Source organism: Aquirufa nivalisilvae (genome assembly GCF_003143535.1).
Classification (GTDB): domain Bacteria; phylum Bacteroidota; class Bacteroidia; order Cytophagales; family Spirosomataceae; genus Aquirufa; species Aquirufa nivalisilvae.
The window spans coordinates 2,614,417-2,637,588 of the sequence record NZ_CP029346.1 but is presented as its reverse complement, the minus strand read 5'-3'; the positions used below and the strand labels follow the sequence as shown (position 1 = coordinate 2,637,588).

The following is a 23,172-nucleotide window of genomic DNA, read 5'->3' as shown; positions in this document are numbered from 1 at the left end:
CTTAATCAGTTAGTTGGACTTTGTTAGCATTTACCAACAGCTTGATATTTTTACCAAAAACCAAGGGAAAATTTTGTGCTATATGTCCTGATGGAAATTCAAAGGCAATTGGATATTGACTTCCAGATGTATGTTCTAGCATAATTTGATTCACATTTTTACCCACACTAAGGCCTGCTTCTTTGCAGTCACTGAATCCACCCACAATTAAACCTGCTAATTGGTCCAGTATTCCTGCTCTTTTTAGTTGTAAAACCATTCGATCAATATGGTATAAGTTTTCACCCACATCTTCTAACAGTAGAATCTTACCCCTAAAATCTGGAAGACTCTTACTCCCAATCAGATGCACAATCAGCGACAAATTTCCTCCTACCAAGATTGATTCGGCTTTACCTAATCGATTATCTGAGTCAGCTTCAATCTCAATGTGGGTTTTACCTTCAAAAAGCAAGTTTCTTAGCATTTCCAATGCTTCATCGCCGCCTACCTGGCAGAAATTATGCGGCATTGGCCCATGTATACTAGCAATTCCCAAGTTTGCCACATGATTTAAAATGGCAGTAATGTCAGAAAATCCAATTATCCATTTAGGCTGTTTGATGAATGTTTCAAAGTTTAATTGATCCAAAATTCGACTGGATCCATACCCACCTCGAATGGGGAATATGGCTTTGATTGCAGGATCATCCAAGGCCAATTGAAAATCACTTAGCCGTTCTTCATCACTTCCTCCAAAACCAAAATAATGCGATAAGGCATGTGGAGCAAGACGAACCTTCAAACCCCAGGATTCCAATACTTCCACGCCTTGCCTCCATTGATCACTCTTTGGATGGGATGCTGGAGAAAGTAAAATCACTTCGTCACCCGGACGTAATAGAGGAGGAGTTTTCATGTTTAATAGAATGGTAGACAAATATGAATTATTTTTCCCTTTAACCCAAGGCTTAATTTTCGTATTATTGCAAAAAATTATCCCTGTTTGACTACTCCAAAGACAAATAAAAGTCTAGACTTGGTTCATCCATGTTACAACCCACATCCGGGTTGGGCGGAGGATTTGATTCGCCATTATACCTTATTCATGTCTCGGATACCAACGGATGTAGTAGTTCATATGTATGTTGTGGATGATGGGAGCAAACATGGGGTTCATTCAGAGGATATTGATCAATTACAGCAAGCAATTCCACATTTTACTTTTATTCCATTAAGTCAAAATTTAGGAAAGGGGGGAGCATTGAGACATGCAATCCGCCAGAGCCAAGGTGATTTGGTTATTTACACGGATGCAGATTATCCTTATAAGATGGAAAATGCATGGGAAATGTACCAAAGACTGGCCGAGGGAAATGCGGATGTGGTGGTGGGAGTACGAGATGAACAATATTACGATCAATTACCCTTTCGACGGAAGATCTTTTCTCTTTCGCTCAAATTGATGAATTATTTATTTTTTCCCGGTTTAAAAGTAAAGGATACCCAATCAGGGTTGAAAGGATTTAATGCCAAAGGCAAAGCGCTTTTTTTGAAAACGACAATCTCTGCATTTCTTTTTGATATGGAGTTTTTGGTATTAGTTTCCAAACAGAAGGATATTCAGATGGAATGGATTTATGTTCAGGTACGAGAGGGGATACATTTTTCAACCATGAAGCCTAGAACTATTTTGACAGAATTATTCAATTTTGCTTCTATTTTAATCCGAGGATTCTTTTCAAAATGAAATCAGCTCCAGCCATTATTTTGACAATTGATGTGGAAGAATGTGATATCCCTTTGGAATATGGATATGACATAGATTTAGAGGAGCAGTTAGATCAATCAAGAAAGGGCTTGGAGCAATTCATGAAGATTATTTCGGAAGCGCAAGTTCCTTGTACCATATTTTGTACTGGAGTGTATGCCCAACATAACGTTGCATGGATAAAAGATCTCGATACAAAGCATGAATTGGCATCCCATGGATTTTACCATAGCCATTTTGACCCCAAAACAGATTTATTGTCTTCCCGATTATTATTGGAAGAACTCAGTGGCAGAAAAGTAGTGGGTTTTAGAATGGCAAGAATGCAGCATGTCGAGGAGGCGGATATCTTGCAAGCAGGATACACGTATCATTCTTCATTGAATCCAACTTGGATTCCGGGTCGATATAATCATTTGAAAGCATCTAAGCTGCCTTTTTTTGAAAAAGGACTTTGGAATATACCCGCATCAGTTACCCCAAATTTCAGAATACCTTTGTTTTGGTTGGCTTTCAAAAACTTCCCACTAGTCATTTTTAAGCAATTTTGTAAAGACACCTTAAAAAAGCATGGCTTTCTTAATTTGTATTTTCATCCATGGGAATTTGCGGATTTATCGAAATATCCATTGCCAGCACATGTGAGTCGGGGCTCAAAAGGAGAGTTAGTTTCAAAATTAAAATCATTGATTAGGTATTTTCAAGAAGAGGGAATGGGGGAGTTTATGACGATGGAAAATTTTGTCAAGCAATTAGAAAATGGAAAATAAACCTGCATTTTATGCTCGCTACGAGTTTTTATTGGGCCTTTGGTTGTTGGCGGGTCTTTTTACAGGGATTAAACAATATAACCTAGGGGAGCTTAATTCCCACATCAATAATTTTGTCATATTCAAGTCGAGTTACGGTCACTTCTTACATAGAATGCCATTGTACTTTGAATACCCAAAGGAATATTTCGATTTATACTTGTACGGGCCTATTTTTGCTATTTTGATGGCCCCATTTGCTTGGTTGCCAACAGGCATCAGTGTGACTGTTTGGAATGTGGTAAATGCCTTGGTCCTTTTTTTAGCGGTTTGGAATTTGCCCTTGGATCAAACGAAGCGAGTAGCCATTTCATGGATTATGTTGAATTCGACCATGACGGCACTTTTGAACACTCAATTTCATCCATTATGTATTGCCTTGATATTATGGAGTTATATCTGCATCCATCGGGGGCAAGATGCTTGGGCGGCACTTTGGATTGTATTGGGTATTTTCATTAAACTTTACGGAATTGTTGGACTAGCCTTTTTCTTTTTTTCTAAAAAACCACTGCGTTTAGCGGGCTATTTGATTTTTTGGATGGTGCTTATTTTAATTATTCCAATGCTGTTAGGAGGTTGGGATTATGGAATATCGACTTATTTGGGATGGAGAGAGGTATTGTCGCACAAAAACGAATTAAATGTAGACATTCAAAACTTACGTACAGATGTATGCGTGATGGGAATGTTTCGTCGAATGACTGGCGATGGCACTTTATCTAATTTATGGTTTTTAATCCCATCTATGTTATTGAATGTGTATGTCTTTTTCCAAAAAGGTAAATGGAAAGATTTGTCGTTTCAGCTTCGCATGTTGGCTTTTGTAAGCATTTATTTGATGTTGGCAAGTACGGGAACGGAGTCACCAACCTTGATCATGGCCTTTCCTGGTGTAGGGATTTGGTTTGTATTAGGGGAGAAAACGAGAGCCCGGTGGGCATTGTTAGTGATTACTTTATTGATTTCTAGTTTTTCTCCAACCGATTTATTTCCTAAATGGCTTAGAAATGAATGGATTAATCCATTGGGATTGATGATTTTACCTTTATTATTAGTTTGGCTATCAATTGCTTGGGATTTAATCAAGCAAGAATCTAAAGGAACACAACATCCTTAATTAAATCAGATTTAGCATGTTTATTGATGAGGTCAATCATCTTTTGTTTGGCCATCATGAGCTCTTTTTTGAGGGGAGCAGAATTGATTTGTACAAATAGTTTTTGTTGGTGTACATATACTTTTTGGGTTCGAGCGGCAATGGGTTTACCCATGATTTCTTCCCAATGAGCACTCACAAATGTTTCTTCGTATTTCCCTTGTATTTGATAAATCTTGAGCATGGACTCAATCACCTCCTTCAAAGAATGGCTAGATTCTTTGCGAGTGGAGGGTTTGATGCGTTTTGGATAAAAGGGAGAATCCATGTGATAAAAGGTTGTTTTGGTGTTTAAAGTTAGAATTTTTACAGGGGACTTTTGCCGATTTAACGGTTTAAATTAATTTTTTTTCATTTTTTTTTAATTTTTTAATTCTCGAAAAAGTACCCAATAAAGCGACATATTTAGTTTAAAATATCAGGATAGTACAATAGGCCCCTAAGTCATATGAAAAAAATGAGAACTTTTTAGATAAACCCGTGTAAAAATTAATTAAGAATTGCATTACTTTTGCCTTTACTGAAAAAAACAGCGGACGCTTAGAAATCTATGAAAACTGCTACGTTGTATTTTCGCGAGTTTTATTTTTAAATAATTCTTTAACCCCAAATTACCAAACTAATGAGTACACAACAACCAAAGCCAGCTGCTAAGCCAGCTGCACCCCAAAAAAAATCTGGCGGAATTCCTGCAGGTTTAATTCTTGTCATCCTATTTGTCATTGCATTATTGATTTTCCAATTCATTATGGGTGATGGCTCTCACTTCGAAGGTGGAACCAATGAAGGACACCCAATTCCAGGCGATTACTTTGGTATCGTGTACAAAGGTGGTGTGATTGTGCCCGTGTTAATGACTTGTTTCTTGACAGCTTTAACATTCTCAATTGAGCGTTTAGTTACAATTGGTAAAGCAAAAGGAACTGGTGATGTTAATGCATTCGTTCGTGGTATCCAAGCTGCTTTAGACAAAGATGATGTTGAAGGCGCTTTGAAAGCTTGCGAAAAGCAAAAAGGTTCAGTAGGAAATGTAACTCTTTCTGCTGTTAAAAAGTATAAGCAATTGATTTCTGATAGTTCTTTAGATAAAGAGCAAAAATTATCAGCATTAAGCAAAGAAGTTGAAGAAGCTACTTCATTGGAATTACCAATGTTGGAGAAAAATTTAACTATCATTGCAACTTTAGCGTCGGTATCAACTTTATTGGGTCTATTAGGAACGGTAGTTGGTATGATCAAGGCGTTCTCTGCATTAGGTAACTCAGGAGGATCTACAGATGCATCTGCTTTGGCAAATGGTATCTCTGAGGCTCTTGTAAATACAGCATTAGGTATTGGTACTTCAGCTATCTGTATCATCGCTTACAACGTTTTCACATCTAAAATTGATGAGTTAACTTACAGCATTGATGAGATTGGTTTGAGCGTTAACCAAAACTATGCTACGCATCACAATTAATATTTGAACCAATTCGGAGTGAATTTTTTGTTCCGATTTATCATTTTTTTCACCGTTCAAAATAAAAATTGTTATGCCAAAAGTTAAAGCCAAACGACAAAGTGTTTCACTCGATATGACAGCGATGTGTGACGTGGCTTTTCTTCTGCTTACGTTCTTCATGTTAACCGCGAAGTTCCGTCCAGAAGAGGCAGTTACGATTACACCACCATCATCTATTTCAGAGAAAGCTCTGAATACGAAAGATGGTATGTTAACCATCAGTGTTTCCAATGAGGGAGGGGTTTATTTGGCAACTGATGATCAAATGGCTAGGGAGTTTATGTTAGAGCGCATGGCTAATCGCTATGGAGTTGCTTTGACAGGCGAAATGAAGAAGAACTACATGAGTTCAGAAATCGTCGGATACCCAGCTGGTGCGATGCGTCAGGTGTTGAATATGAAACCTTCGGAAGCTAAGGATAAAGGATTTATTAAAGGTATACCTATTGATTCATCTAATAATGAATTATCCTATTGGGTAGGTTATGCTAAATTATCTAATCCAGAGTTGAAGGTTGCGATCAAAGGAGATCAAAATTCTAGCTATAAAGTATTTGCTGATATTATCGGTACATTACAAGCTCAGAACATTAATATCTTCCAGTTGATTACTGCTCCTGAGAATAAACCAAAATAATTTACATTCTAATTCGAAAAAGAAATGGCAGAAATAGATAGCTCCGGTGGGGGTAAGAAAGGCGGGAAGAAGCGAAGTAAAAAAATGTCAACCAAAATTGACATGACACCAATGGTGGACTTAGGCTTTCTTCTTATCACTTTCTTTATGTTAACGACTACGTTAGCAAAGCCCGTTACCATGCAATTAAACATGCCTGATAAAACGGATACTAAGGAAACATCACCTGTTAAATTATCGGAAACACTTACTGTGTGTCCAGATGAGAATAAGGTGTATTACTACCAAGGTATCCCAACTGAAGCAGGCACCAAGTTAGAGGTGACCGATTATTCTGACACGGGAATTCGCAAAGTAATCGCGGATTTAAAGGCTAAAGTTGGTAGCAACTTTACTCTGGTAATTAAGCCAACAAAAAAAGCAAAATACCGTAATATGGTAGATATGTTGGATGAATGTGCAATTACTAATAACAAGCGTTATGCCTTATTAGAAATTGATCCAGATACTGAAGCCTTAATCAAACGTTCAGGAAAGTAATTTGGTCAAAAGCCTTTTAAATTAATTTTTAAATAACATAAACTATGTCACAAGTAATAAGCCAAGATGCTACATTAGATGACATTATCTTTAAAGATAAGAACCGTGAGTATGGTGCTTTTCTTTTAAGGACAACGTATCCTAAGGTCATCAAGCGGTCTGTATTACTAGGCTCAGCACTTTTTGTTGGTGCATTGTTATTGGCAGCGTTCTGGAAACAGTTAACTGCCTCTAATACTGAGAAAACAGAGGTGACAGCCGAAGTAATGAAATTGGACACTCCTCCTCCACAGAAGAAGGTAGAGTTGCCACCGCCACCACCGCCGCCACCACCGAAAGAAATTCCTAAGGTGACGACAACTAAATTCTTGCCTCCTGAAATCAAACATGATGAAGAGGTGACTAAGCCTGAGCCACCGCCAGAAGAGGTACGTGGTAATACAGCTAGTGAAACAGTTAAAGGTGAAACGGAGAATTACGAACCTCCAGTGGATCCAGATGCTAAAGGAAAAGAAGAGCCAGTTGAGCCACCAAAACCTGCTGAAGAGGAAATCTTCACAGCGGTAGAGCAACAAGCAGAATTCCCTGGTGGACCTGCAGCTTTCGGACGTTTCTTGCAGAAAAATTTAAAATACCCATCAGCTGCTCAACGTGCAAACGTAGGTGGTAAAGTATATGTTCAGTTTGTTGTTAATACAGACGGTTCTATACAAGATGTTAAAATTTTGAAATCTGTAGGATTCGGTTGCGATGAAGAAGCTGAACGTGTAATTAAGTTGGTACCTAGATGGACTCCTGGAAAGCAGTCAGGTCGTGCGGTACGTTCTCGATTCACTCAGCCGATTACTTTCGTACTTTCCGAATAATCAATTTCCTATTCATTTTTCAGACCTGCTAAATTTCTTATTTGGCAGGTCTGATTGTTTAACAATTTTTCTGTTTTGACTATGGCACGCCCAGCAGCAGTTTGGATTAATGTTTTTTTTCGCTTTTTCGCCGCTTTAGCTTATTTCTTTTTAGGCTATTACATTGGATTCTGGTCAGAATTCCAATTAGGGATTTTACTGGACATGCCCACTACTTTTTGGTTGGGAATATTGTTTATGTTGTATGGCATATTTCGTATTTGGCGTGCTTTTTTATATGTTAGTGAAACAAAAGATCCAGATTATGGCAATTATGAAGATTAAATCACTAGGGCTTAGCTTGTTAGTTGTAGCCAGTATATTTTCTTGTAATAAATCCAAGGAAAGTAAATTTTCTGATGGTCCAGCGCAAGGAGAAATCTCAGTAGCTGTTGATGAATCTTTTCAGCCTTTGTTAATTGCTGAAAAAACCGCCTTTGAAAATAATTACCACTTTGCTAAAATCAATTTTGATTTCCATGCAGAAAATGAAGCTGTCGCAGATTTGTTGAATGAGAAAGTCCGTGCAGTTGTAGTTACGCGAGATTTGACAGAAAAAGAAAAAGAAATTTTTACGCGAGAAAAAGTAACTTACCGCAGTTATAATTTCGCGGCAGATGGTCTAGCTCTTTTGGTACATCCTCAAAATGTGGATACATTAATATCTCTTCCTGCTTTAAAATCATTGTTAACCGGAGAGAAAAAAACATGGGAATCTTTAGGGGCAAAGGGCGTTCGTGGTGAAGTAGCCTTAGTTGTTGATAAAGCTAATTCCAGTAATATTAAGTTTTTGGTCGATAAATTTGGACTCGATACCAATAAACCACTACCCATATTCGCTGCTGGTTCTAATAAGGCTGTCATTGAATATGTAAAATCTCATCCCAATGCCCTTGGAATCATCGGCTCCAATTGGATTAGTGATGGAGATAATCCAACATCTTTAGGATTTATTCGTTCTGTACATGTCATGTCTGTTAGTGAGAAAAGTAGTAGCACTGCTGGCGATTTTTATCAACCATTCGGTTATAATTTGGCGTTGAAAAAATATCCATTACGTAGGGATGTTAAGATAATTTTAAAAGAATCACACATGGGATTAGGCACTGGATTCGTTAATTATGTGTGTGGCGATATGGGACAGTTGATAGTATTGAAGGCTGGATTAATTCCTCTGACCCGCCCTATCACGATTAGACAGTATCAAATTAGCCAATAGAGCATATTTAATTGACATTGTCTAATAAAATATTGAAGAATTATAATTAATTTTGTAGTTCGTAAAAAAGTAAACTTTTACGATATTTTATTGAATTATTTCAATTTAAGGCCTGAGAATTATTAAGAATCGCAATTAATTTAAATTAACAATGAAGAAAATGAAATCGTGGATACTGGGTTTGGGATTATTAGTATCCAATGTGGCCTTCGGGCAAACAATCCAAGATGGTTTGCATTTTTTAGATCGTCATCAGCCAAGTAGAGCCAAACAAGTGTTTGAATCTTTAGTAGCATCAGCTCCTACTGGAGAGAATTACTATTTCCTTGGCTATTATTACTTGAATCTTCGTGATTGGGATAATGCGAAAGCCGCTTTCGAAAAAGGTAAAGCAGCTGATCCTAAGAACTACTTGAATCAAGTTGGTTTAGCGTCTATTTTAGTAGGACAAAATAATGTGTCAGCAGCAAAAGCTGAATTCGATCGCATTATTAAAGAGACAAAAGAAAAAAATCCTGACGTTTTGCACCGTATTGCTGAGGCTTATGAGATGTTTTATGTTTTAGGAAAAGAAGAAAGCTTCAATGCTAACAATAATGATCCGGGAGAAGCCATTCGTTTGATTGATTTGATTCAAGAAAAAACAAAGAAGGTTCCCAATGCGGCTCAGTACATTGTTAAAGGTGATGCTTACTTAATCAAGAATGATGGTGGTAATGCTGTAACTGCTTATGAGCAGGCCTTATTGCAAGATCCTAAGAATGTAAAAGCTAAAGTTAAAATTGGTATTGTGTATTTACGTGGAAAGAACTACAAAGAAACACAAGCTCGTTACAAAGAAGCTATTGACTTAGATTCAAACTATGCACCAGCTCACCGTCGTTACGGTGAATACCTAATCGTAGGTAACCAATACAAAAATGCAGCACGTTATTTTAGAAAGTATTTAGAGAAAGCAGAAGCTACTCCTGAAGTTACTTTAGAAACTGCCAAATTATTGTTCTTGTCTAAAGACTATGAAGGAGCAATGAAGTTCACAGATGAGGCAGATAAGAAAGGTGTTAAAGATAATGATATCTATCGTATGCGTGGATATGCCAATGTGGAAATGGGTAATTTTCAACAAGGTATTGAAAACCTAGACGGTATGGTGAAAAAAGGTGTTAAGCCTTATTTTATGGATGATTTGTACTTTGGAAAAGGGTACCAAGGTTTGGGTAAAGACTCTGTCGCTTTAATCTATTTAGAAAGAGCTGCTCCTTTAGATACGAATAACAATGTGTATTCCATCATTCATGATGTTCGTTACAAGCAAAAAAGATATGCTGATGCGGCTAAAGCAGGTTTAGGTAGTATTGAATGGAAAAAGAAGAAAAGCCAAACAGTAGGCTCTGGTGATTATTTCAAAGTTGCCATGGACTATTATTTAACTTCTGCTTACATGGATCGTGCAGACACCTTAGGTCGTCCTGCTATGGCTATGAGAGCTGATTCTATGTTTGCTAAGGCGATTGAGATTAATGACAAATGGCCTCCATTCTACATTAACCGTGCTCGTGCTAATAACTTCATTGATTATACAGGAACAAAATGGTTAGGAGCTCCTTATTATGAGAAGTTCTTGGCTTCTGTAGAACAACAAAAAGCAGAAAAAAGCACTCAATATAAAGAAGATAAAAACCAATTATTTGAAGCACTTAAATTCTTAGGTGGATATCATTTATCGGTTACCAAGGATGAAGCCAAAGTAAAAGAATTATTTACTAAAGCTCAGGAGATTAAGCCAGATGATCCAGATATCAAAGCTTATTTCAATCCTGCTCCAGCTGCTCCAGCTGCGGCTCCAAAGAAATAAATTGAATAAAAAGCTGCTTCATGCAGCTTTTTATTTTTAAATCGATCACTCAATTTAGATACCATCATGTCATACGCTATCGTTACAGGTGCTAGTAAAGGAATAGGAAAGGAAATAGCTTTGGAATTAGCAGCCAGGGGATATAATTTGCTTCTAGTAGCACGCAATGCCCAAGAATTACATCAAGTAAGCGATGAAATCAAATCGCACTTTGCATTAGAAGTTGATTATTTACCACTAGATCTATCCCAGTTAGGGGCAGTAACTCAGTTATATGAATGGGTTGTGGAAAAACAGGTGGATGTGAGAATTTTGGTGAATAATGCTGGATATGGATTGGTAGGGGCGTTTGAGTCATATTCTTGGGAGGAAAACCAACAAATGATGCAAGTAAATATGCATGCATTGACAGAAGCTTGTTATCGTTTTTTCCCGCTACTGCAAGGTAAGGGGCAGGCTTACGTATTAAATATAGCAAGTTCGACTGCTTACCAGGCAATTCCTTTGATGAGTTTATATGCCGCAAGTAAAGTGTTTGTATTGAATTTTTCTCGTGGTTTATATCACGAATGGAAGCCAAAAGGAATTCAAGTAACCGTGATTAGTCCAGGGGCCACCTCAACTAATTTCAATGACCGTGCTAATTTGCAAGATAAGGCAAGAAAGGCTGCTGAAAAAGTAGTGATGACTCCTAAAGAGGTTGCTAGATTAGCTGTGGAAGGTATGTTTGCTCATAAACCAGAAGTCATTACTGGATTTATAAATAAATTAGGAGCGACCTTGGCGTGGTTAATGCCAAAATCGTTAAGCGAGAAAGTAGCTAAAGGAATATATGAGTAATACTCACATGAAAATGTAGTTTACACATGGCCCCATCGGGGCCATGTGTGTTTAGTGATAGTTTAATTTCTGTACTTCAAGTTTGAATTGGATTTTTATGGGCTAATAATGATCATTTTCTCTTTACTATAATTAGGAGCAATGATCTTTAAAATATATGTTCCCGCAGGGATTTGAGGTAATTGTAATTTGATGGGTTGTGTACTACTAGGTAAATTGTATTGAATAATTTCATTGCCTAAGAAGTCAAATATTTTTGCTTCTGCTTGAGGGATGTCATCTAAAAGCTCTAGTTGTAACATGCCATTTTTATTAGGATTGGGGAAAATGGACATTCCTTGCATGTTTTCAGGTATCGACATGCTTATTTTCTGATAGGGAGAATAACAAATCAAGCTTTTCAATGGATACAAGTCATATTGTTTTAACGATCGAACTTCGTATATCCCAACTTCCTTGGCCTTTATTAAGGCTTCTTGATCATTCAATCGTTGATGATCTTTTTTCCATTCATATTGATCTGGCTGATCTAAACTAATCGCCTCTAGAAAATATACTCCTGATTTTTTAATGGCAGGTAGCAAAGGATTTTCTCGTCGATAAATGCTGACTTCTTCGCTTCTCTTTGACCAGCATCCATATACATTGCGAGTCTTTAGCCAATAAGTCCCGGAGTCAGTAATTTTAATTCGTTCCTCAGTCGATTCATTTTTCCATAAATAGGCATGAGCATGACTAGCTTGTAATTCAATGCTTTCACCTGTACAAAATTGTTTGGAAGGAATAGCCTCAATATTGGGAATTGGTTCCTCAGGATAATGATATGTTTGAACTGAATCACTCGAAACAGACCAGCAGCCAAATTGATTTTGCACTTTGAGCCAATACCATCCTGGGCTTTTCACGTTATAATTGGGAGTCGTAATTCTTGTATTCCATAGATAGTTGATGTATTCAGTGGGTGCTTTTAGAAGAATGGAATCCCCTTGACAAAATCCCAAGGCTGGCGAAGCTGTTATATTTGGAGGAATAGGATTTTCATGTACTTGAATAGAATAAGAATTTGACCAATCTGACCAGCATTGATTGTCTTGACTTACTTGAACTTGGAATTCAAATACGCCAACTTGTTGTGCCAGGAACTTGACATTACTGGCTTTTTCACCATTTTTCCATTTGACGTATGGATAGAATTGGGTTGTAGCTAAAAGGCTAGTGTCTTTCAAGCAAAGAGAAGTTTTTGAGGCAATTATTGTTGTGACTGGTGGAGGTATCCGAATTATAAGCTCTAATACTTCACTACGATAGAAACAGGTACCTTGTTGAATAATCGCTTGATATTGTCCAGCCTCTAATTCTTGATGTAAAATAAATGCCTCAGAGAAAAAATGGCCATCTTTTTCCCAACCTATAAATTGATTTTTGAATACATGATCTATTTCAATTTGGGCAACTTGACCCTGACATACATCTTGTTCAAAATTTTTAATAATCGGAATCTTTGGTTTTTTCAATACAGGAATCCTTAGGTTAATCGTATTGCTGTTAGAATCGGAGCATCGAATTTGGACGAATAATTCATAACTAGCATCTACTATCCATTCAGCACCTTGGGCTCTCAATTGCTCTGGACCATACTGATTAAAATACATGACATTTCCTGGGCAGCCTTGAACTTCTATTTTATAGGCGTCTTGTTGACATAATGGTTCCATCGTATATGTAATTTCATGCCAAGGTGGACTAGGGTTGACAGATGGCTCTTCTTCATCAATAGGTGTACTGATGTCGTCATCCTCTTGGCCAATATCAGGGATGGTTACTACCGTGCTATCACGGGGGATTTCAGGTACAATGATGCTATCTTGAGGGATGTTGATGACTTGGTTTTCCCATTGAATAAATACCGAGTCTTTGGCTATACAATTCAATTGATCTTTGACTTGAACTTTGATATAAGCAGAAGAACGAAAGGGGCCTATGATTGGGTTACTCACTTGATTTGCACTTATAGGTGTATTATTACTTGTTGACCATGTGAAACTATAGGGAGGTACCCCTCTAATGGCAGTGGTAAATGAATTAGCATCATACAAATCATCTCCTTTAAGTTGTTTATTTTCACCAGCATCTGCCAAAAGAGAAGGAGCTACAGTGACTCGGATGGCTGTTTTAGGACTTTCACATTCATTTATTTTTTGAGATACCCATCGGATAATTTCAAGATTATCTTGCCCAATATTGGTTGTTTGTGATACCTGAATGGATGTGGCAGTACTAACTGTATTTTTATCAATAGCATTGAGATACCACAAATTATTACTTCCTCCAGAGGCTTTGAAGGTAATGATGGCACCGCTACAAACCTGTGTTGGCGTACCGCTGTTGCTTGGAGCCTCGGGGACAGGGAATCCTTGTGCATAAGTACCTAAGGAAGGAAGACTTTCGCATCCATTTTTAAAACAAGTAGCTTTGAACAAATGTGGTGAAGCATCAGTTAAACTGATGTTCATTCGGGCTCCTTCTCCAATTTTTTGTCCTTGTTCATTGTACCAATAGGTACTGTATGGAGAACAACCTGTTGAATTGATTGATATTGGGCTGTCCACACATCCTTTATAAAGATTGGAAGCATGAGTAGGAACAGGGGCATTTTTAATTTGTAAACTAACCTCAGTGGATGTTCTTGGACAAGTGCTAGACTGATTTTCATTGGTCAAAGAACCTTCATTATCATTATTGGGACTAATGGAAAAATTAATTCGCACTTTAATTTTTTGACTATTCAAGGTCATCATTGCATTAGAAATAACCAATTCTTTGTCTTTAGTACCGCTGAAATTGGCATCATCCACCATATCTTCAAACGGCCCTCCATTCACAGAACGCGTCCATTGGTAATTCTGAACTTGTGCTAAAGAAGAACTAGGGATCTGTGGTGTTAAAGTTCCGATTCCTCTTTCACAAATGCTTGGGTTGACAATGGAAGTAATACTATGTAAGGTAATACTTGCCTCTTGGGAATAAACTTGACAGGAGTTTTTGCTAACCTTAACTCGATATAAAGTACCAGAGGGATGGAGTGTTCCTCCACTAGGATAAATTTGATACTGGGCACTGGTAGCTCCTGAAACAGCGCTGAATTGACTGTCATTGGGTCGTTTCTTTTCCCATTGAAATGTACTACCATCAGCTTTCACGATCATTCTGATGCTATTCCCATCACAATCTGATTGAGAAACGGGCTGAGTCTGAATAGTAGGGCACTGGCTAAGGGTTTCCCTACTTATGAACAATATTAGTAAATGAATTAAGAGCTTTTTCATTTTGAACTCAAAGAATGTGAGTTCAAATCAGAAAATAAATGCTGAACCTAAATAGCCGAGTGGGGCTTTGAAATGGGAATAATGAATTACTTGGTAAAAAAAATACGCAAGCTATTGTATGTCAACAGCTTGCGTAAATATCAGGGTTCTGGTAATTAGATGTCGCAAATCTTAACTGCTTGCTCTAAAGAAGCCATTTTATCAGCACGAGCTGGTATGAATTCCTGTCCGATAAAGCCTTTATAACCTGTATCATAAATAGCTTTGATGATAGCGGAATAATTTAACTCTTGACTTTCATCAATTTCATTTCTACCGGGTACTCCACCTGTATGGTAATGAGAAATATATTGGTTATGCTTTTTAATCGTAGCAATTACGTCTCCTTCCATGATTTGCATATGGTAGATATCGTAAAGTAATTTGAATTTATCAGAACCTACCATTTCACACAAAACTGCTCCCCACTCCGTATGGTCACATTGGTAATCTTTGTGATTTACTTTGGAGTTTAATAATTCCATGGAAATAGTTACATCATGTCTTTCAGCCGTTTTCATGATGCGTTGTAGCCCCTTTTTACAATTTAATAAGCCTTGTTCATCACTCATTCCATCTCTATTACCGGAAAAAGTAATTAAGTTTTTAACGCCCACTTTAGCGGCTCTTGGAATTAAATCTTCATAAAAAGCCACCAATTGATCGTGGTTTTTTATCTTATTGAAAAAATTAGTCAAGCCCATTCCTTCTGGATATTTACCCCAGCCAATGGCAGCGGTCATATCGTGTTTTTTCAAAATATCCCACTCTTCAGGCCCAGTTAGCTCAATGGATTGCAAACCAATTTTTTTGGCATTTATGACTAATTCCTCAAAGGGAATAGCCTGATAGCACCAGCGGCAAGCTGAGTGGTTGACTTTACCTTTTAAATCAATTCCTGCTTGGGTGTCTGCTTCCTTAAATCGGTGTTCCATGGAATTACCTAAGAAACCTAGCCCCGCCAATCCTGCGGAGTTTTTTATGACATCTCTTCTTGTAAATGTAGTTTTCATCGTAATGGTTTTTCTTAATTAAATAGTATTAACCTTGCCAAGTTCCAATTAACATACCGGTTTCTTCCAATACTTTTAAATTATATTTCAAGGCAATTTTTTTGTATTTGACTAAATCGATAATCGTACCAATCAACAGAAATCCTCCGGTAAAAAAATAGAGAAGTCCTAATCCAATTCGATTGGTGACAAATCGCTGAATACCAGCAAATCCTACAAAACCCATGAGCGTACACAATAGAATTAATAGTGTATCTCTTCTTCTAGCTAGGTAAATACCTAAAAATTGCTCTTGTTGACTATCACTTAAGTCATGCAATTTTTGTTTCACGGCAATCATTTCCTCCATTTCTAATTGTGAAATTAAGGGCAAAAATCTAGGGTTCATAAGCCTGATATTAATGTAGGGTTGTCAAGAAGTTGGACACAAAGTATTTGGACCAATCCAAGATTAATTGTGGAAATATACCGAAAAGGATGCTTAATATACCAAGACTGAACAAACTAAATATTTCTAGGCGATTTAAATCGGGCAATTTCCACTGGGAATCGAATAGATAAGTTTTACCTAAATAGATTTTTTGGAAGGTCCAAAGGAAATAACCAGCTCCTAATAAAATGCCAAATGCACCCAATACTGCCCATGCTGGGTGAATATATGGACTAGTGAATGCACCCAAAAGACTGAAAAATTCTCCAATAAATCCTGAAAATCCAGGTAACCCTAATGATGCAAAAATGGCGATACCTGAAATTAAGGTAAATCGTGGCATCAAGCTAGCAATGCCGGAATAGTGATCGATTTGTCGGTCGTGAGTTCTTTCATATAGAACTCCCACCACTAAAAACAATAAAGCAGAAAGAATTCCGTGAGAAACTAATTGGTAAATAGCTCCTTGCCAACCCTCAGCATGAAAGGAAGCAATTCCTAGTAGGACAAAACCCATATGTGAAACAGAGGAGTAGGCTACTAGTTTTTTCAAATCACTCATAGCAAGGGCATTGTATGCTCCGTAAATGATGGAAATCGCTCCCAAAGCCGCCATGATATTGGCCGACTCCAAGGCTTCTTTTGGAAAGAAAGGAATAGCTGTTCTTAACCAACCATATGCCCCAATTTTCAAGAGTACCCCAGCCAAAAGGACAGAAATTGGGGTGGGAGCTTCTACGTGGGCATCGGGTAGCCATGTGTGTAAAGGGACCATGGGTAGTTTGATTGCAAACCCAATGAATAAAAGCCAAAACCCCCACATTCTGGCACTAAGGCCATTTAATAACCATCCTGAATTTGGATGTAAAATACTGCTGGTTTGGCAATTATTAACATCGCTTAGAGCCTGCATATCAAAACTATGTACCAAATCAAAGTTGGCAATTTCCTTGTTAGCTATTGCCGTTTGAATATTTTTTAAAGCAGCTAAATCAAAACTTTGACCCTCTTGAATCAAGCCAATATGTTTAGCTGTTTCATAGGGATCAATATAGGCCAAGCTGATTCCTAACATCACAATGAGTATAAAAAGCGAGCCAATTAATGTATATAGGAAGAATTTAATGGAAGCATAGTTTTTGCGAGGCCCTCCCCAAATACCAATTAGGAAATACATGGGTAAGAGCATGAATTCAAAGAAAACGTAAAAAAGGAATAAATCACGGGACAAAAAGCAACCCATTAAGGCAGCATTTAATAATAGTACCAAAGAATAATAGGCACCTTTTTTCTCTTGAATCGTATGCGAATTGATGACGGCCAAAAAGGATATAAAGCCCGTTAACGCAATTAATAAAAAGCTTAAACCATCAAGTCCTAAGGAATATTTGATGACAAATTCTCCTAATGAACCTAGAGGTAATTGAATCCATTGAAGTTCTTCTTTCCATTGAAATGAAGTTGACGATAGGTCAAATGCAGTTCCTGCATATGCAAGAGCTAATAATTGAATGACAGAAATCCCTGTAGCCCAATGTTTAATTCCATTTTCCCATTTCACAAGTGCAGCCACTATGGAGCCTATTAATGGTAAAAGAATAATAAATGATAGTAGCGGTAAACCCATTATTTCATTTTAAAAGGACTATTTACAACCAAACGTAAAGTAAAAATAGACCAAATGTTAAAAATACCAATATCCAATACTGCTGAACTTTTCCTGACTGCCATCTACTTAAGAAGTGACCAGAAATTTGACTGATTTTTGTACTAAATCCAACAAGAATGCCATCAACGATAAATTGATCTAACCAGGCTAATATATGTCCAGTTACTACCTGTAATTGGGCTAACCAAATTAAGAATCGATCTAGGAATACATTATCAATAATATGTACCCATCGTGCTTTACCATTTGTCAATTGAAAAATGGATGGCCAAAATGATGGCCAAAAACGGTAATTGTCTTGAGGGATCCACTGGCGGCTTATCCAAGTTAAACCTAAACCTAGTACCCAACTGAATATTGTTATGAGAAGCCAGATTGTAGGAACTTCCCAGGTTTTTAGTTGAAATTTATCTAAAAGTAATGAAGGATGGATATGTAATACTTGGGTACTTGTCCAGAAAAATAAGCTGAAAAGTGCTAAAATAAGCACGGGGACATACTGAGGTAAATTCCACGATGGTTTTTCTAAGGTTAAATTTTTTCGGTTTTCCCCCATGAAAATTAAGTAGAACTGTCGACTGATATACCAATTACTTAATAACATACCTACACCTAAACAAGCAAGTAAGGTCCAATAAATAGGGTAAAATGGGCTGTTTTGTGCATTTTCCCAAAGTAAGCCTGCTAGGTTTTCTTTGCTGAAAAAGCCATTAGTCAATGGTAACCCCATTAAGCCTGCTGCAAAAATACCATAGCCAAGTGCAGTCCAAGGTAACTGCTTTCTTAGCCCCCCCATCTGATGTAAGCTTTGAGGATCTAGGTGATGACTAGCTTTTTGATGGTGTAAATAATGAATAACAGAGCCGGCCGAAAGGAATAGACCTGCTTTGAAAATACCGTGTACCACTAAATGTAATAATGAGGCGTCAGAACCCATTCCCATCCACATAAGACCCAATTGGGATATAGTTGAATAAGCTAATGCTTTTTTGATATCTTGTTGAAATAAGGCAAATACAGCCCCGCTAAGTAGCGAAATGGCACCGATAGCTGCCATGAATAAATGAGTGTCTTCTCCAGTAATGGGGTATATTTTAATGCCAAGGTAGACACCAGCGGCCACCATGGTAGCTGCATGGATTAGGGCAGATGCAGGAGTTGGTCCTTCCATGGCATCAGGTAGCCAAGACATGAGTGGAAATTGAGCAGATTTTCCTATAGCACCTGCTAGTAATGCAATACCTATGGCAATGGGTGCTGGCCCAACAGATCCTATGTGCATGGCAGAAAACTCCATGGCGTTAAAATGGATGGACAAGCCAATTAAGCCAATTAGTAGTCCAATATCACCTAAACGATTTAATAGAAAGGCTTTTTTTGCAGCTTGAATGGCGACTTCTTTTTGATACCAAAAACTGATTAAAAGATAGGAGCAGGCTCCCACCATTTCCCAAGAAGCATAGAAAATCCAAATTTGATCGGCAAATAGTAAGGCATACATGGCTGCCGCAAAGAGGTTTAAATACAGGTAGTATTTAGCTAAATGAGGCTCATCTTGAAGATATGAACTTGAGAAAACTTGAACAAAAAAAGCTACAATAGCCACGAGTAAAGCTACCATTTGAGCAGAAGATGTGGCAACGAAGCTAGCTCTAAATTCGGAATCTCCCAGAGTAAACCATGGGTTATGAATAGCAATTTCATGACCATTTACTTGGTAAATAAAATAGGCTAATCCGATTAATTGAATACAAGATAAAAAGCTAGAAAAAGTAGCTAATAAGTTCTTGGGAATTTTAAAGCAAAGTGCGATGAGCATGGCCGAAATCCAGGGGAAAAGGAGGAGGCCAATAAATAAGGGGGTTAAGCCCATCGGGTTACACGAGTTTAATGTACAAATATACAGTTCTTTGTTGTTTAACCGCCACTGACTGGTGGAATTAGGGCAATTTCCATGCCTTCATTCAAGATAAAATCAGCTTCTGGAAAATGATGTTCCGCTGCAATTCGTAGGGAGGGAAGCTTGGCCAAAGGTGGATAGCTCGTTTTTAGTTCTTGCAAAAGCTGAGCTGCCGTTAATATTTTCTCGGAACGCAACTCAATTTCCTTATTTTGAAGCAAATCTCGTGTTAAACCAAAAAGTAGAATTCGATAGTTTGGCATTCGTTTGGGGGCGATTTTGTACCTTTGTATATAATACAAATATATTGGATATTTCTCAAAGCTTACCTTCTTCTCGTCCCATTCTCTATGATAATCATGGTAGAGAAATGACATATCTGCGATTAGCTGTCACGGATCGATGTAATTTGAGATGTTTTTATTGTATGCCTGAAGAGGGAATACATTATTTGCCAGAGAAACAATTGTTGACCTGGGAGGAAATGTTGCGAATAGTGCAGCAATTGCATGTATTAGGATTAAAAAAAGTTAGAATCACAGGTGGAGAGCCGTTGTTACGCAACGGCATCATGGAATTCCTTGAGGAGTTAAGTCGCTTGGAAGGATTAGAAATTTGTTTAACGAGTAACGGAGTCTTGTTAGAAAAACAGATTCCTAAATTAATTCAATTGGGAGTTAGGTCGATCAACTTGAGTCTTGATTCATTAGACAAACAACGTTTTTATCAAATTACCAGACGAAATGATTTTGATGTGGTTTATTCGGCCATGTTAGGCTTGATAGAAGCTGATTTTAAAGTTAAAATCAATGCGGTAGTAATGGATGGGAAGAATGAGCAAGATATTTTAGCTTTGGCACAATTAACGGAGCAATATCCTATTTCTGTTCGTTTCATTGAAGAAATGCCTTTTAATGGTTCAGGTAATGGTGCCGCTAATTTAAACTGGGATTTTATTAAAATTCTAGATCATTTGAAAGCACATTTTGGGAATATGCAGCCCATGGATCTTAGCTATGGAGAGACTGCTATGAGATATCAGATTCCTGGATTCAAAGGAGATGTTGGTGTGATTGCAGCTTTTAGTCGGACTTTTTGTGGAACCTGTAATCGAATTCGATTGACAGCTTTGGGGGAAGTTAAGACTTGTTTATATGATGATGGTGTATTTGATTTGAAATCATTTATTCGACAAGGTGTTAGCGACGAAGAAATTAGACAAACTTTCATTACTTTATTTGGGAATAGACCCAAAGATGGTTTTGAGGCAGAAAAAAATAGAAAAGGAATTATAAACGAGTCTATGACGAGTATTGGGGGTTAGTTATGAAAACAGTAAACGATATTTTCAAAGGTTTTGATCAATTGCAGGTATTGGTCATTGGTGATTTAATGATCGATGCTTACACTTGGGGAAAGGTGAGTCGCATTTCTCCAGAAGCTCCAGTGCCTGTAGTTCAAGTTATTAAGAAAGAAGCTAGATTAGGTGGTGCAGGTAATGTAGTCATGAATATAGCCAGTTTAGGAGCTAAACCGTGGGTTGTTTCTGTGGTTGGGGATGATGATGCTGGATTGCAACTAAAGAGTCTTTTGGAGAAAGAAGGAATTTCCTTGAGCGGAATTGTGGAGGAAAAAGGAAGAATAACTTCGATTAAAGAAAGGATAATTGCGGGTTCTCAACAGTTGTTGCGAGTTGATTCTGAAACAGATAAGTTGGTCCAGCATGCAAGTTCAGCGGCCCTTTTGGAAAAGGTGAAAGCTTGCATAAAGGAAGTAGATGTAATCATTTTTGAAGATTACGATAAAGGTGTTTTAAATGAGCAATTGATTCAAGAAGTAATCACTTTGGCTAGAAAGCATGGGATTCCGACTGTAGTGGATCCTAAAAAGCGCAACTTTTTTAGCTACCGTGGAGCCACTTTATTTAAACCTAATTTGCATGAATTGCGAGATGGATTAGGATTGTTTCCAGAAGATCTTGAAGGCCAAAAATTATTGGAGACAGTTCATCAATTTAAAGAAAGTCAAGGTTTTGATGGAGTATTTGTGACCTTATCAGAAAAAGGAGTGTTGATGGATTTGGGGAAAGAGCAGGTTCGAATTCCTGCACATATTAGGCAGATAGCCGATGTTTCAGGGGCAGGAGATACCGTAATTTCCATCGCAGCTTGTGCGCTGGCATTGGGTTTACCTGCACGCCATATTGCTTCATTAGCCAATTTAGGCGGAGGCTTAGTTTGTGAGTCGCTAGGTGTAGTTCCTATTGATAAAGAATTGTTGAAAAAAGAGGCCGAAAGCCACTTGATGTAAGGTTGTTTTTTACAACGCTGGCAAGGTTCCAAACCTTGACAGCGTTTGTCTAACGGACCAATATTTGAATTATTGTATCAAGAAACTGATAAGCTATTCCTTAACCCAAGCTGTGAATTCTATCTCCACTTTGTACTGAGGAGCTATCAATGCTGAAATTTCATAGATACCGGTGGTTGGCTTAACTGCTCCAAAGAAATGAGCATGGGCTTTAGCAATATCTAAGTTTTTGGAAATGTCAGTCGTGAAAATTCGTGTTCTAACGACATCATTGATAGAAGATCCAGCTTCTTCTAACACCAAGGCAATGCGCTCAATGATGTTGTAAGTTTGAGCATATAAATCATCCTCTTTTACTTTATCGCCATCTATAAGGGCTACTGTTCCTGAGATTTCCAGTAAATTTCCAGTTTTTACTGCACGGCAGTAACCAAATACATCTTCAAATGGAGAGCCACTTGATATTGAAATTCTATTGCTCATTTTTATTAATTAAGTGAGATATTTTTTCCCAAACGTCCTTTTTAGCATGACGAACTACTTCGCCTATGATAATAACTGCGGGATTGCGAAGGTCTTCAATTTTAGCCAAATTTTCAAGTTCACCTGCGATACCTAAGCCCACTTTTTGTTGGGACATTGTCCCATTCTGAATAATAGCTGCAGATAAATTGGCTTTTCCTGCATCCTGACAAATTTTAGAGATCTCGGCTAATCGATGCATACCCATCAAGATAATGATAGTGGCAGTAGATTGTAATCCAAGTTGTAAATCACTACTTAAAGAGCCATCTGATTTAGTGCCCGTCATGACCCAAAAGCTTTCGTTTACTCCTCTGATAGTCAATGGGATATCCGCTGCACCTGCTGCAGCATATGACGAACTGATACCAGGGATATAGGCAGTCAATAAACCAAATTGTTTGGCATATTCAATTTCTTCTTGACCCCTTCCAAAGACAAAAGGATCTCCTCCTTTTAGTCGAACGACATGACCTAATTCATAGGCTTTCTTTACAATAAGCTCATTGATCGCATGTTGCGAATGGCTTTCTCCCGCCTTTTTCCCAACAAATATTTTTTCGCAATGATCAGAGCAATGACCAAGTAAGCTGACATCCACCAAGGCATCAAATAAAACGACTTGAGCACTTTGCAAAGCCTTGATGGCTTTTAAAGTGATCAATTCAGGATCACCAGGCCCAGCACCAACTACACTAAGTTTCGGTTGAGGTTCTAATGATTTAAATCGACTTAATTGTTGGATCAT

General features: G+C 37.7%; 23 protein-coding genes. 13 read left to right on the top strand and 10 right to left on the bottom strand.

The annotated features are described in order from the left end of the window. Nucleotide 1: 1 nt before the first annotated feature. A complete protein-coding gene (locus tag HME7025_RS11205) occupies nt 2-898 on the bottom strand; it encodes a S66 peptidase family protein (RefSeq protein WP_109324030.1) in 897 nt (298 codons plus the stop codon). Between the two features lie 189 nt (nt 899-1,087). On the opposite strand from HME7025_RS11205, the gene HME7025_RS11200 reads away from it, so the two are divergent. From HME7025_RS11200 to HME7025_RS11190, 3 genes are read left to right on the top strand one after another with little or no spacing between them, the layout of a single operon-like run. Further along, complete coding sequence (locus HME7025_RS11200; protein WP_262495124.1) at nt 1,088-1,729, top strand: glycosyltransferase family 2 protein; 642 nt, start codon at nt 1,088-1,090, stop codon at nt 1,727-1,729. Then, nucleotides 1,726-2,520 (top strand): polysaccharide deacetylase family protein, encoded by a 795-nt coding sequence (locus HME7025_RS11195; RefSeq protein ID WP_109324028.1) that lies wholly within the window; start codon nt 1,726-1,728, stop codon nt 2,518-2,520. Before HME7025_RS11200 ends, HME7025_RS11195 begins: the two co-directional genes overlap by 4 nt. Beyond that, a complete protein-coding gene (locus HME7025_RS11190) occupies nt 2,510-3,679 on the top strand; it encodes a glycosyltransferase family 87 protein (protein WP_109324023.1) in 1,170 nt (389 codons plus the stop codon). The genes HME7025_RS11195 and HME7025_RS11190 overlap by 11 nt, the downstream gene beginning before the upstream one ends. Here HME7025_RS11190 and HME7025_RS11185 read toward each other — a convergent pair. After that, the gene (locus HME7025_RS11185; protein WP_109324021.1) at nt 3,657-3,986 is read right to left on the bottom strand and encodes a DUF721 domain-containing protein; all 330 of its coding nucleotides are present in this window, start codon (nt 3,984-3,986) and stop codon (nt 3,657-3,659) included. The two genes, HME7025_RS11190 and HME7025_RS11185, sit on opposite strands and share 23 nt — an antisense overlap. Nucleotides 3,987-4,340: 354 nt before the next feature. On the opposite strand from HME7025_RS11185, the gene HME7025_RS11180 reads away from it, so the two are divergent. From HME7025_RS11180 to HME7025_RS11145, 8 genes are all read left to right on the top strand, one after another. After that, entirely contained in the window at nt 4,341-5,177 is an 837-nt protein-coding gene (locus HME7025_RS11180) for a MotA/TolQ/ExbB proton channel family protein (protein WP_109324019.1), read from the top strand. A gap of 73 nt (nt 5,178-5,250) precedes the next feature. Continuing rightward, nucleotides 5,251-5,856: an ExbD/TolR family protein gene (locus HME7025_RS11175; protein WP_109324018.1), complete on the top strand. Its 606-nt coding sequence runs from the start codon at nt 5,251-5,253 to the stop codon at nt 5,854-5,856. A gap of 84 nt (nt 5,857-5,940) precedes the next feature. Continuing rightward, nucleotides 5,941-6,396, top strand: a complete 456-nt coding sequence (locus tag HME7025_RS11170; RefSeq protein WP_317046215.1) for an ExbD/TolR family protein — start codon at nt 5,941-5,943, stop codon at nt 6,394-6,396. A gap of 44 nt (nt 6,397-6,440) precedes the next feature. Then, nucleotides 6,441-7,262, top strand: coding sequence for an energy transducer TonB (locus tag HME7025_RS11165; RefSeq protein ID WP_109324016.1), 822 nt, complete (start codon nt 6,441-6,443; stop codon nt 7,260-7,262). A gap of 81 nt (nt 7,263-7,343) precedes the next feature. Beyond that, nucleotides 7,344-7,586 carry a hypothetical protein gene (locus HME7025_RS13450; RefSeq protein WP_109324015.1) on the top strand — a complete coding sequence of 81 codons (243 nt, stop codon included), beginning with the start codon at nt 7,344-7,346 and terminating at the stop codon, nt 7,584-7,586. After that, nucleotides 7,567-8,520 carry a PstS family phosphate ABC transporter substrate-binding protein gene (locus HME7025_RS11155; RefSeq protein WP_226998218.1) on the top strand — a complete coding sequence of 318 codons (954 nt, stop codon included), beginning with the start codon at nt 7,567-7,569 and terminating at the stop codon, nt 8,518-8,520. Before HME7025_RS13450 ends, HME7025_RS11155 begins: the two co-directional genes overlap by 20 nt. A gap of 151 nt (nt 8,521-8,671) precedes the next feature. Continuing rightward, nucleotides 8,672-10,375 carry a tetratricopeptide repeat protein gene (locus HME7025_RS11150; protein WP_109324013.1) on the top strand — a complete coding sequence of 568 codons (1,704 nt, stop codon included), beginning with the start codon at nt 8,672-8,674 and terminating at the stop codon, nt 10,373-10,375. A 66-nt stretch (nt 10,376-10,441) separates the two neighbouring features. Further along, nucleotides 10,442-11,215 carry an SDR family NAD(P)-dependent oxidoreductase gene (locus HME7025_RS11145; protein WP_109324012.1) on the top strand — a complete coding sequence of 258 codons (774 nt, stop codon included), beginning with the start codon at nt 10,442-10,444 and terminating at the stop codon, nt 11,213-11,215. A 95-nt stretch (nt 11,216-11,310) separates the two neighbouring features. Here HME7025_RS11145 and HME7025_RS11140 read toward each other — a convergent pair whose 3' ends face one another. The 6 genes from HME7025_RS11140 to HME7025_RS11115 form a co-directional block, all read right to left on the bottom strand. Further along, the gene (locus HME7025_RS11140) at nt 11,311-14,541 is read right to left on the bottom strand and encodes a T9SS type A sorting domain-containing protein (protein WP_109324011.1); all 3,231 of its coding nucleotides are present in this window, start codon (nt 14,539-14,541) and stop codon (nt 11,311-11,313) included. 155 nt (nt 14,542-14,696) lie between these two features. Beyond that, a complete protein-coding gene (locus HME7025_RS11135) occupies nt 14,697-15,593 on the bottom strand; it encodes a hydroxypyruvate isomerase family protein (RefSeq protein ID WP_109324006.1) in 897 nt (298 codons plus the stop codon). Nucleotides 15,594-15,621: 28 nt separating this feature from the next. Then, on the bottom strand, nt 15,622-15,981 hold the full coding sequence (locus HME7025_RS11130) for an NINE protein (protein ID WP_130925851.1): 360 nt from the start codon (nt 15,979-15,981) through the stop codon (nt 15,622-15,624). A gap of 10 nt (nt 15,982-15,991) precedes the next feature. Continuing rightward, the gene (locus HME7025_RS11125; RefSeq protein ID WP_109324004.1) at nt 15,992-17,650 is read right to left on the bottom strand and encodes a complex I subunit 4 family protein; all 1,659 of its coding nucleotides are present in this window, start codon (nt 17,648-17,650) and stop codon (nt 15,992-15,994) included. Nucleotides 17,651-17,672: 22 nt separating this feature from the next. Next, on the bottom strand, nt 17,673-19,565 hold the full coding sequence (locus HME7025_RS11120; protein WP_109324003.1) for an NADH-quinone oxidoreductase subunit 5 family protein: 1,893 nt from the start codon (nt 19,563-19,565) through the stop codon (nt 17,673-17,675). A gap of 44 nt (nt 19,566-19,609) precedes the next feature. Beyond that, nucleotides 19,610-19,855, bottom strand: coding sequence for a MoaD/ThiS family protein (locus tag HME7025_RS11115; protein WP_161956239.1), 246 nt, complete (start codon nt 19,853-19,855; stop codon nt 19,610-19,612). 80 nt (nt 19,856-19,935) lie between these two features. On the opposite strand from HME7025_RS11115, the gene moaA reads away from it, so the two are divergent. Together moaA and HME7025_RS11105 are read left to right on the top strand one after the other, a co-directional pair. Continuing rightward, nucleotides 19,936-20,916, top strand: coding sequence for a GTP 3',8-cyclase MoaA (gene moaA / locus HME7025_RS11110; RefSeq protein ID WP_109325417.1), 981 nt, complete (start codon nt 19,936-19,938; stop codon nt 20,914-20,916). 2 nt (nt 20,917-20,918) lie between these two features. Continuing rightward, nucleotides 20,919-21,902 (top strand): bifunctional heptose 7-phosphate kinase/heptose 1-phosphate adenyltransferase, encoded by a 984-nt coding sequence (locus HME7025_RS11105; protein WP_109324001.1) that lies wholly within the window; start codon nt 20,919-20,921, stop codon nt 21,900-21,902. Between the two features lie 93 nt (nt 21,903-21,995). Here HME7025_RS11105 and HME7025_RS11100 read toward each other — a convergent pair whose 3' ends face one another. Together HME7025_RS11100 and cobA are read right to left on the bottom strand one after the other, a co-directional pair. Then, on the bottom strand, nt 21,996-22,385 hold the full coding sequence (locus tag HME7025_RS11100; protein ID WP_109324000.1) for a RidA family protein: 390 nt from the start codon (nt 22,383-22,385) through the stop codon (nt 21,996-21,998). Then, entirely contained in the window at nt 22,375-23,172 is a 798-nt protein-coding gene (gene cobA, locus HME7025_RS11095; protein ID WP_109323999.1) for a uroporphyrinogen-III C-methyltransferase, read from the bottom strand. The genes HME7025_RS11100 and cobA overlap by 11 nt, the downstream gene beginning before the upstream one ends.

Bases quoted from the DNA above. Each gene is read 5' to 3' on its own strand.
- HME7025_RS11185 (WP_109324021.1), bottom strand. From the start codon at position 3,986: ATGGATTCTCCCTTTTATCCAAAACGCATCAAACCCTCCACTCGCAAA.
- HME7025_RS11130 (WP_130925851.1), bottom strand. From the start codon at position 15,981: ATGAACCCTAGATTTTTGCCCTTAATTTCACAATTAGAAATGGAGGAA.
- HME7025_RS11135 (WP_109324006.1), bottom strand. From the start codon at position 15,593: ATGAAAACTACATTTACAAGAAGAGATGTCATAAAAAACTCCGCAGGA.
- HME7025_RS11170 (WP_317046215.1), top strand. From the start codon at position 5,941: ATGTCAACCAAAATTGACATGACACCAATGGTGGACTTAGGCTTTCTT.
- HME7025_RS11165 (WP_109324016.1), top strand. From the start codon at position 6,441: ATGTCACAAGTAATAAGCCAAGATGCTACATTAGATGACATTATCTTT.
- cobA (WP_109323999.1), bottom strand. From the start codon at position 23,172: ATGATCCAACAATTAAGTCGATTTAAATCATTAGAACCTCAACCGAAA.
- HME7025_RS11180 (WP_109324019.1), top strand. From the start codon at position 4,341: ATGAGTACACAACAACCAAAGCCAGCTGCTAAGCCAGCTGCACCCCAA.
- HME7025_RS11100 (WP_109324000.1), bottom strand. From the start codon at position 22,385: ATGAGCAATAGAATTTCAATATCAAGTGGCTCTCCATTTGAAGATGTA.
- HME7025_RS11205 (WP_109324030.1), bottom strand. From the start codon at position 898: ATGAAAACTCCTCCTCTATTACGTCCGGGTGACGAAGTGATTTTACTT.
- HME7025_RS11195 (WP_109324028.1), top strand. From the start codon at position 1,726: ATGAAATCAGCTCCAGCCATTATTTTGACAATTGATGTGGAAGAATGT.
- HME7025_RS11200 (WP_262495124.1), top strand. From the start codon at position 1,088: ATGTCTCGGATACCAACGGATGTAGTAGTTCATATGTATGTTGTGGAT.
- HME7025_RS11155 (WP_226998218.1), top strand. From the start codon at position 7,567: ATGGCAATTATGAAGATTAAATCACTAGGGCTTAGCTTGTTAGTTGTA.
- HME7025_RS11145 (WP_109324012.1), top strand. From the start codon at position 10,442: ATGTCATACGCTATCGTTACAGGTGCTAGTAAAGGAATAGGAAAGGAA.
- HME7025_RS11175 (WP_109324018.1), top strand. From the start codon at position 5,251: ATGCCAAAAGTTAAAGCCAAACGACAAAGTGTTTCACTCGATATGACA.
- HME7025_RS11120 (WP_109324003.1), bottom strand. From the start codon at position 19,565: ATGGGCTTAACCCCCTTATTTATTGGCCTCCTCCTTTTCCCCTGGATT.
- HME7025_RS11150 (WP_109324013.1), top strand. From the start codon at position 8,672: ATGAAGAAAATGAAATCGTGGATACTGGGTTTGGGATTATTAGTATCC.
- HME7025_RS11105 (WP_109324001.1), top strand. From the start codon at position 20,919: ATGAAAACAGTAAACGATATTTTCAAAGGTTTTGATCAATTGCAGGTA.
- HME7025_RS13450 (WP_109324015.1), top strand. From the start codon at position 7,344: ATGGCACGCCCAGCAGCAGTTTGGATTAATGTTTTTTTTCGCTTTTTC.
- HME7025_RS11190 (WP_109324023.1), top strand. From the start codon at position 2,510: ATGGAAAATAAACCTGCATTTTATGCTCGCTACGAGTTTTTATTGGGC.
- HME7025_RS11125 (WP_109324004.1), bottom strand. From the start codon at position 17,650: ATGGGTTTACCGCTACTATCATTTATTATTCTTTTACCATTAATAGGC.
- HME7025_RS11140 (WP_109324011.1), bottom strand. From the start codon at position 14,541: ATGAAAAAGCTCTTAATTCATTTACTAATATTGTTCATAAGTAGGGAA.
- HME7025_RS11115 (WP_161956239.1), bottom strand. From the start codon at position 19,855: ATGCCAAACTATCGAATTCTACTTTTTGGTTTAACACGAGATTTGCTT.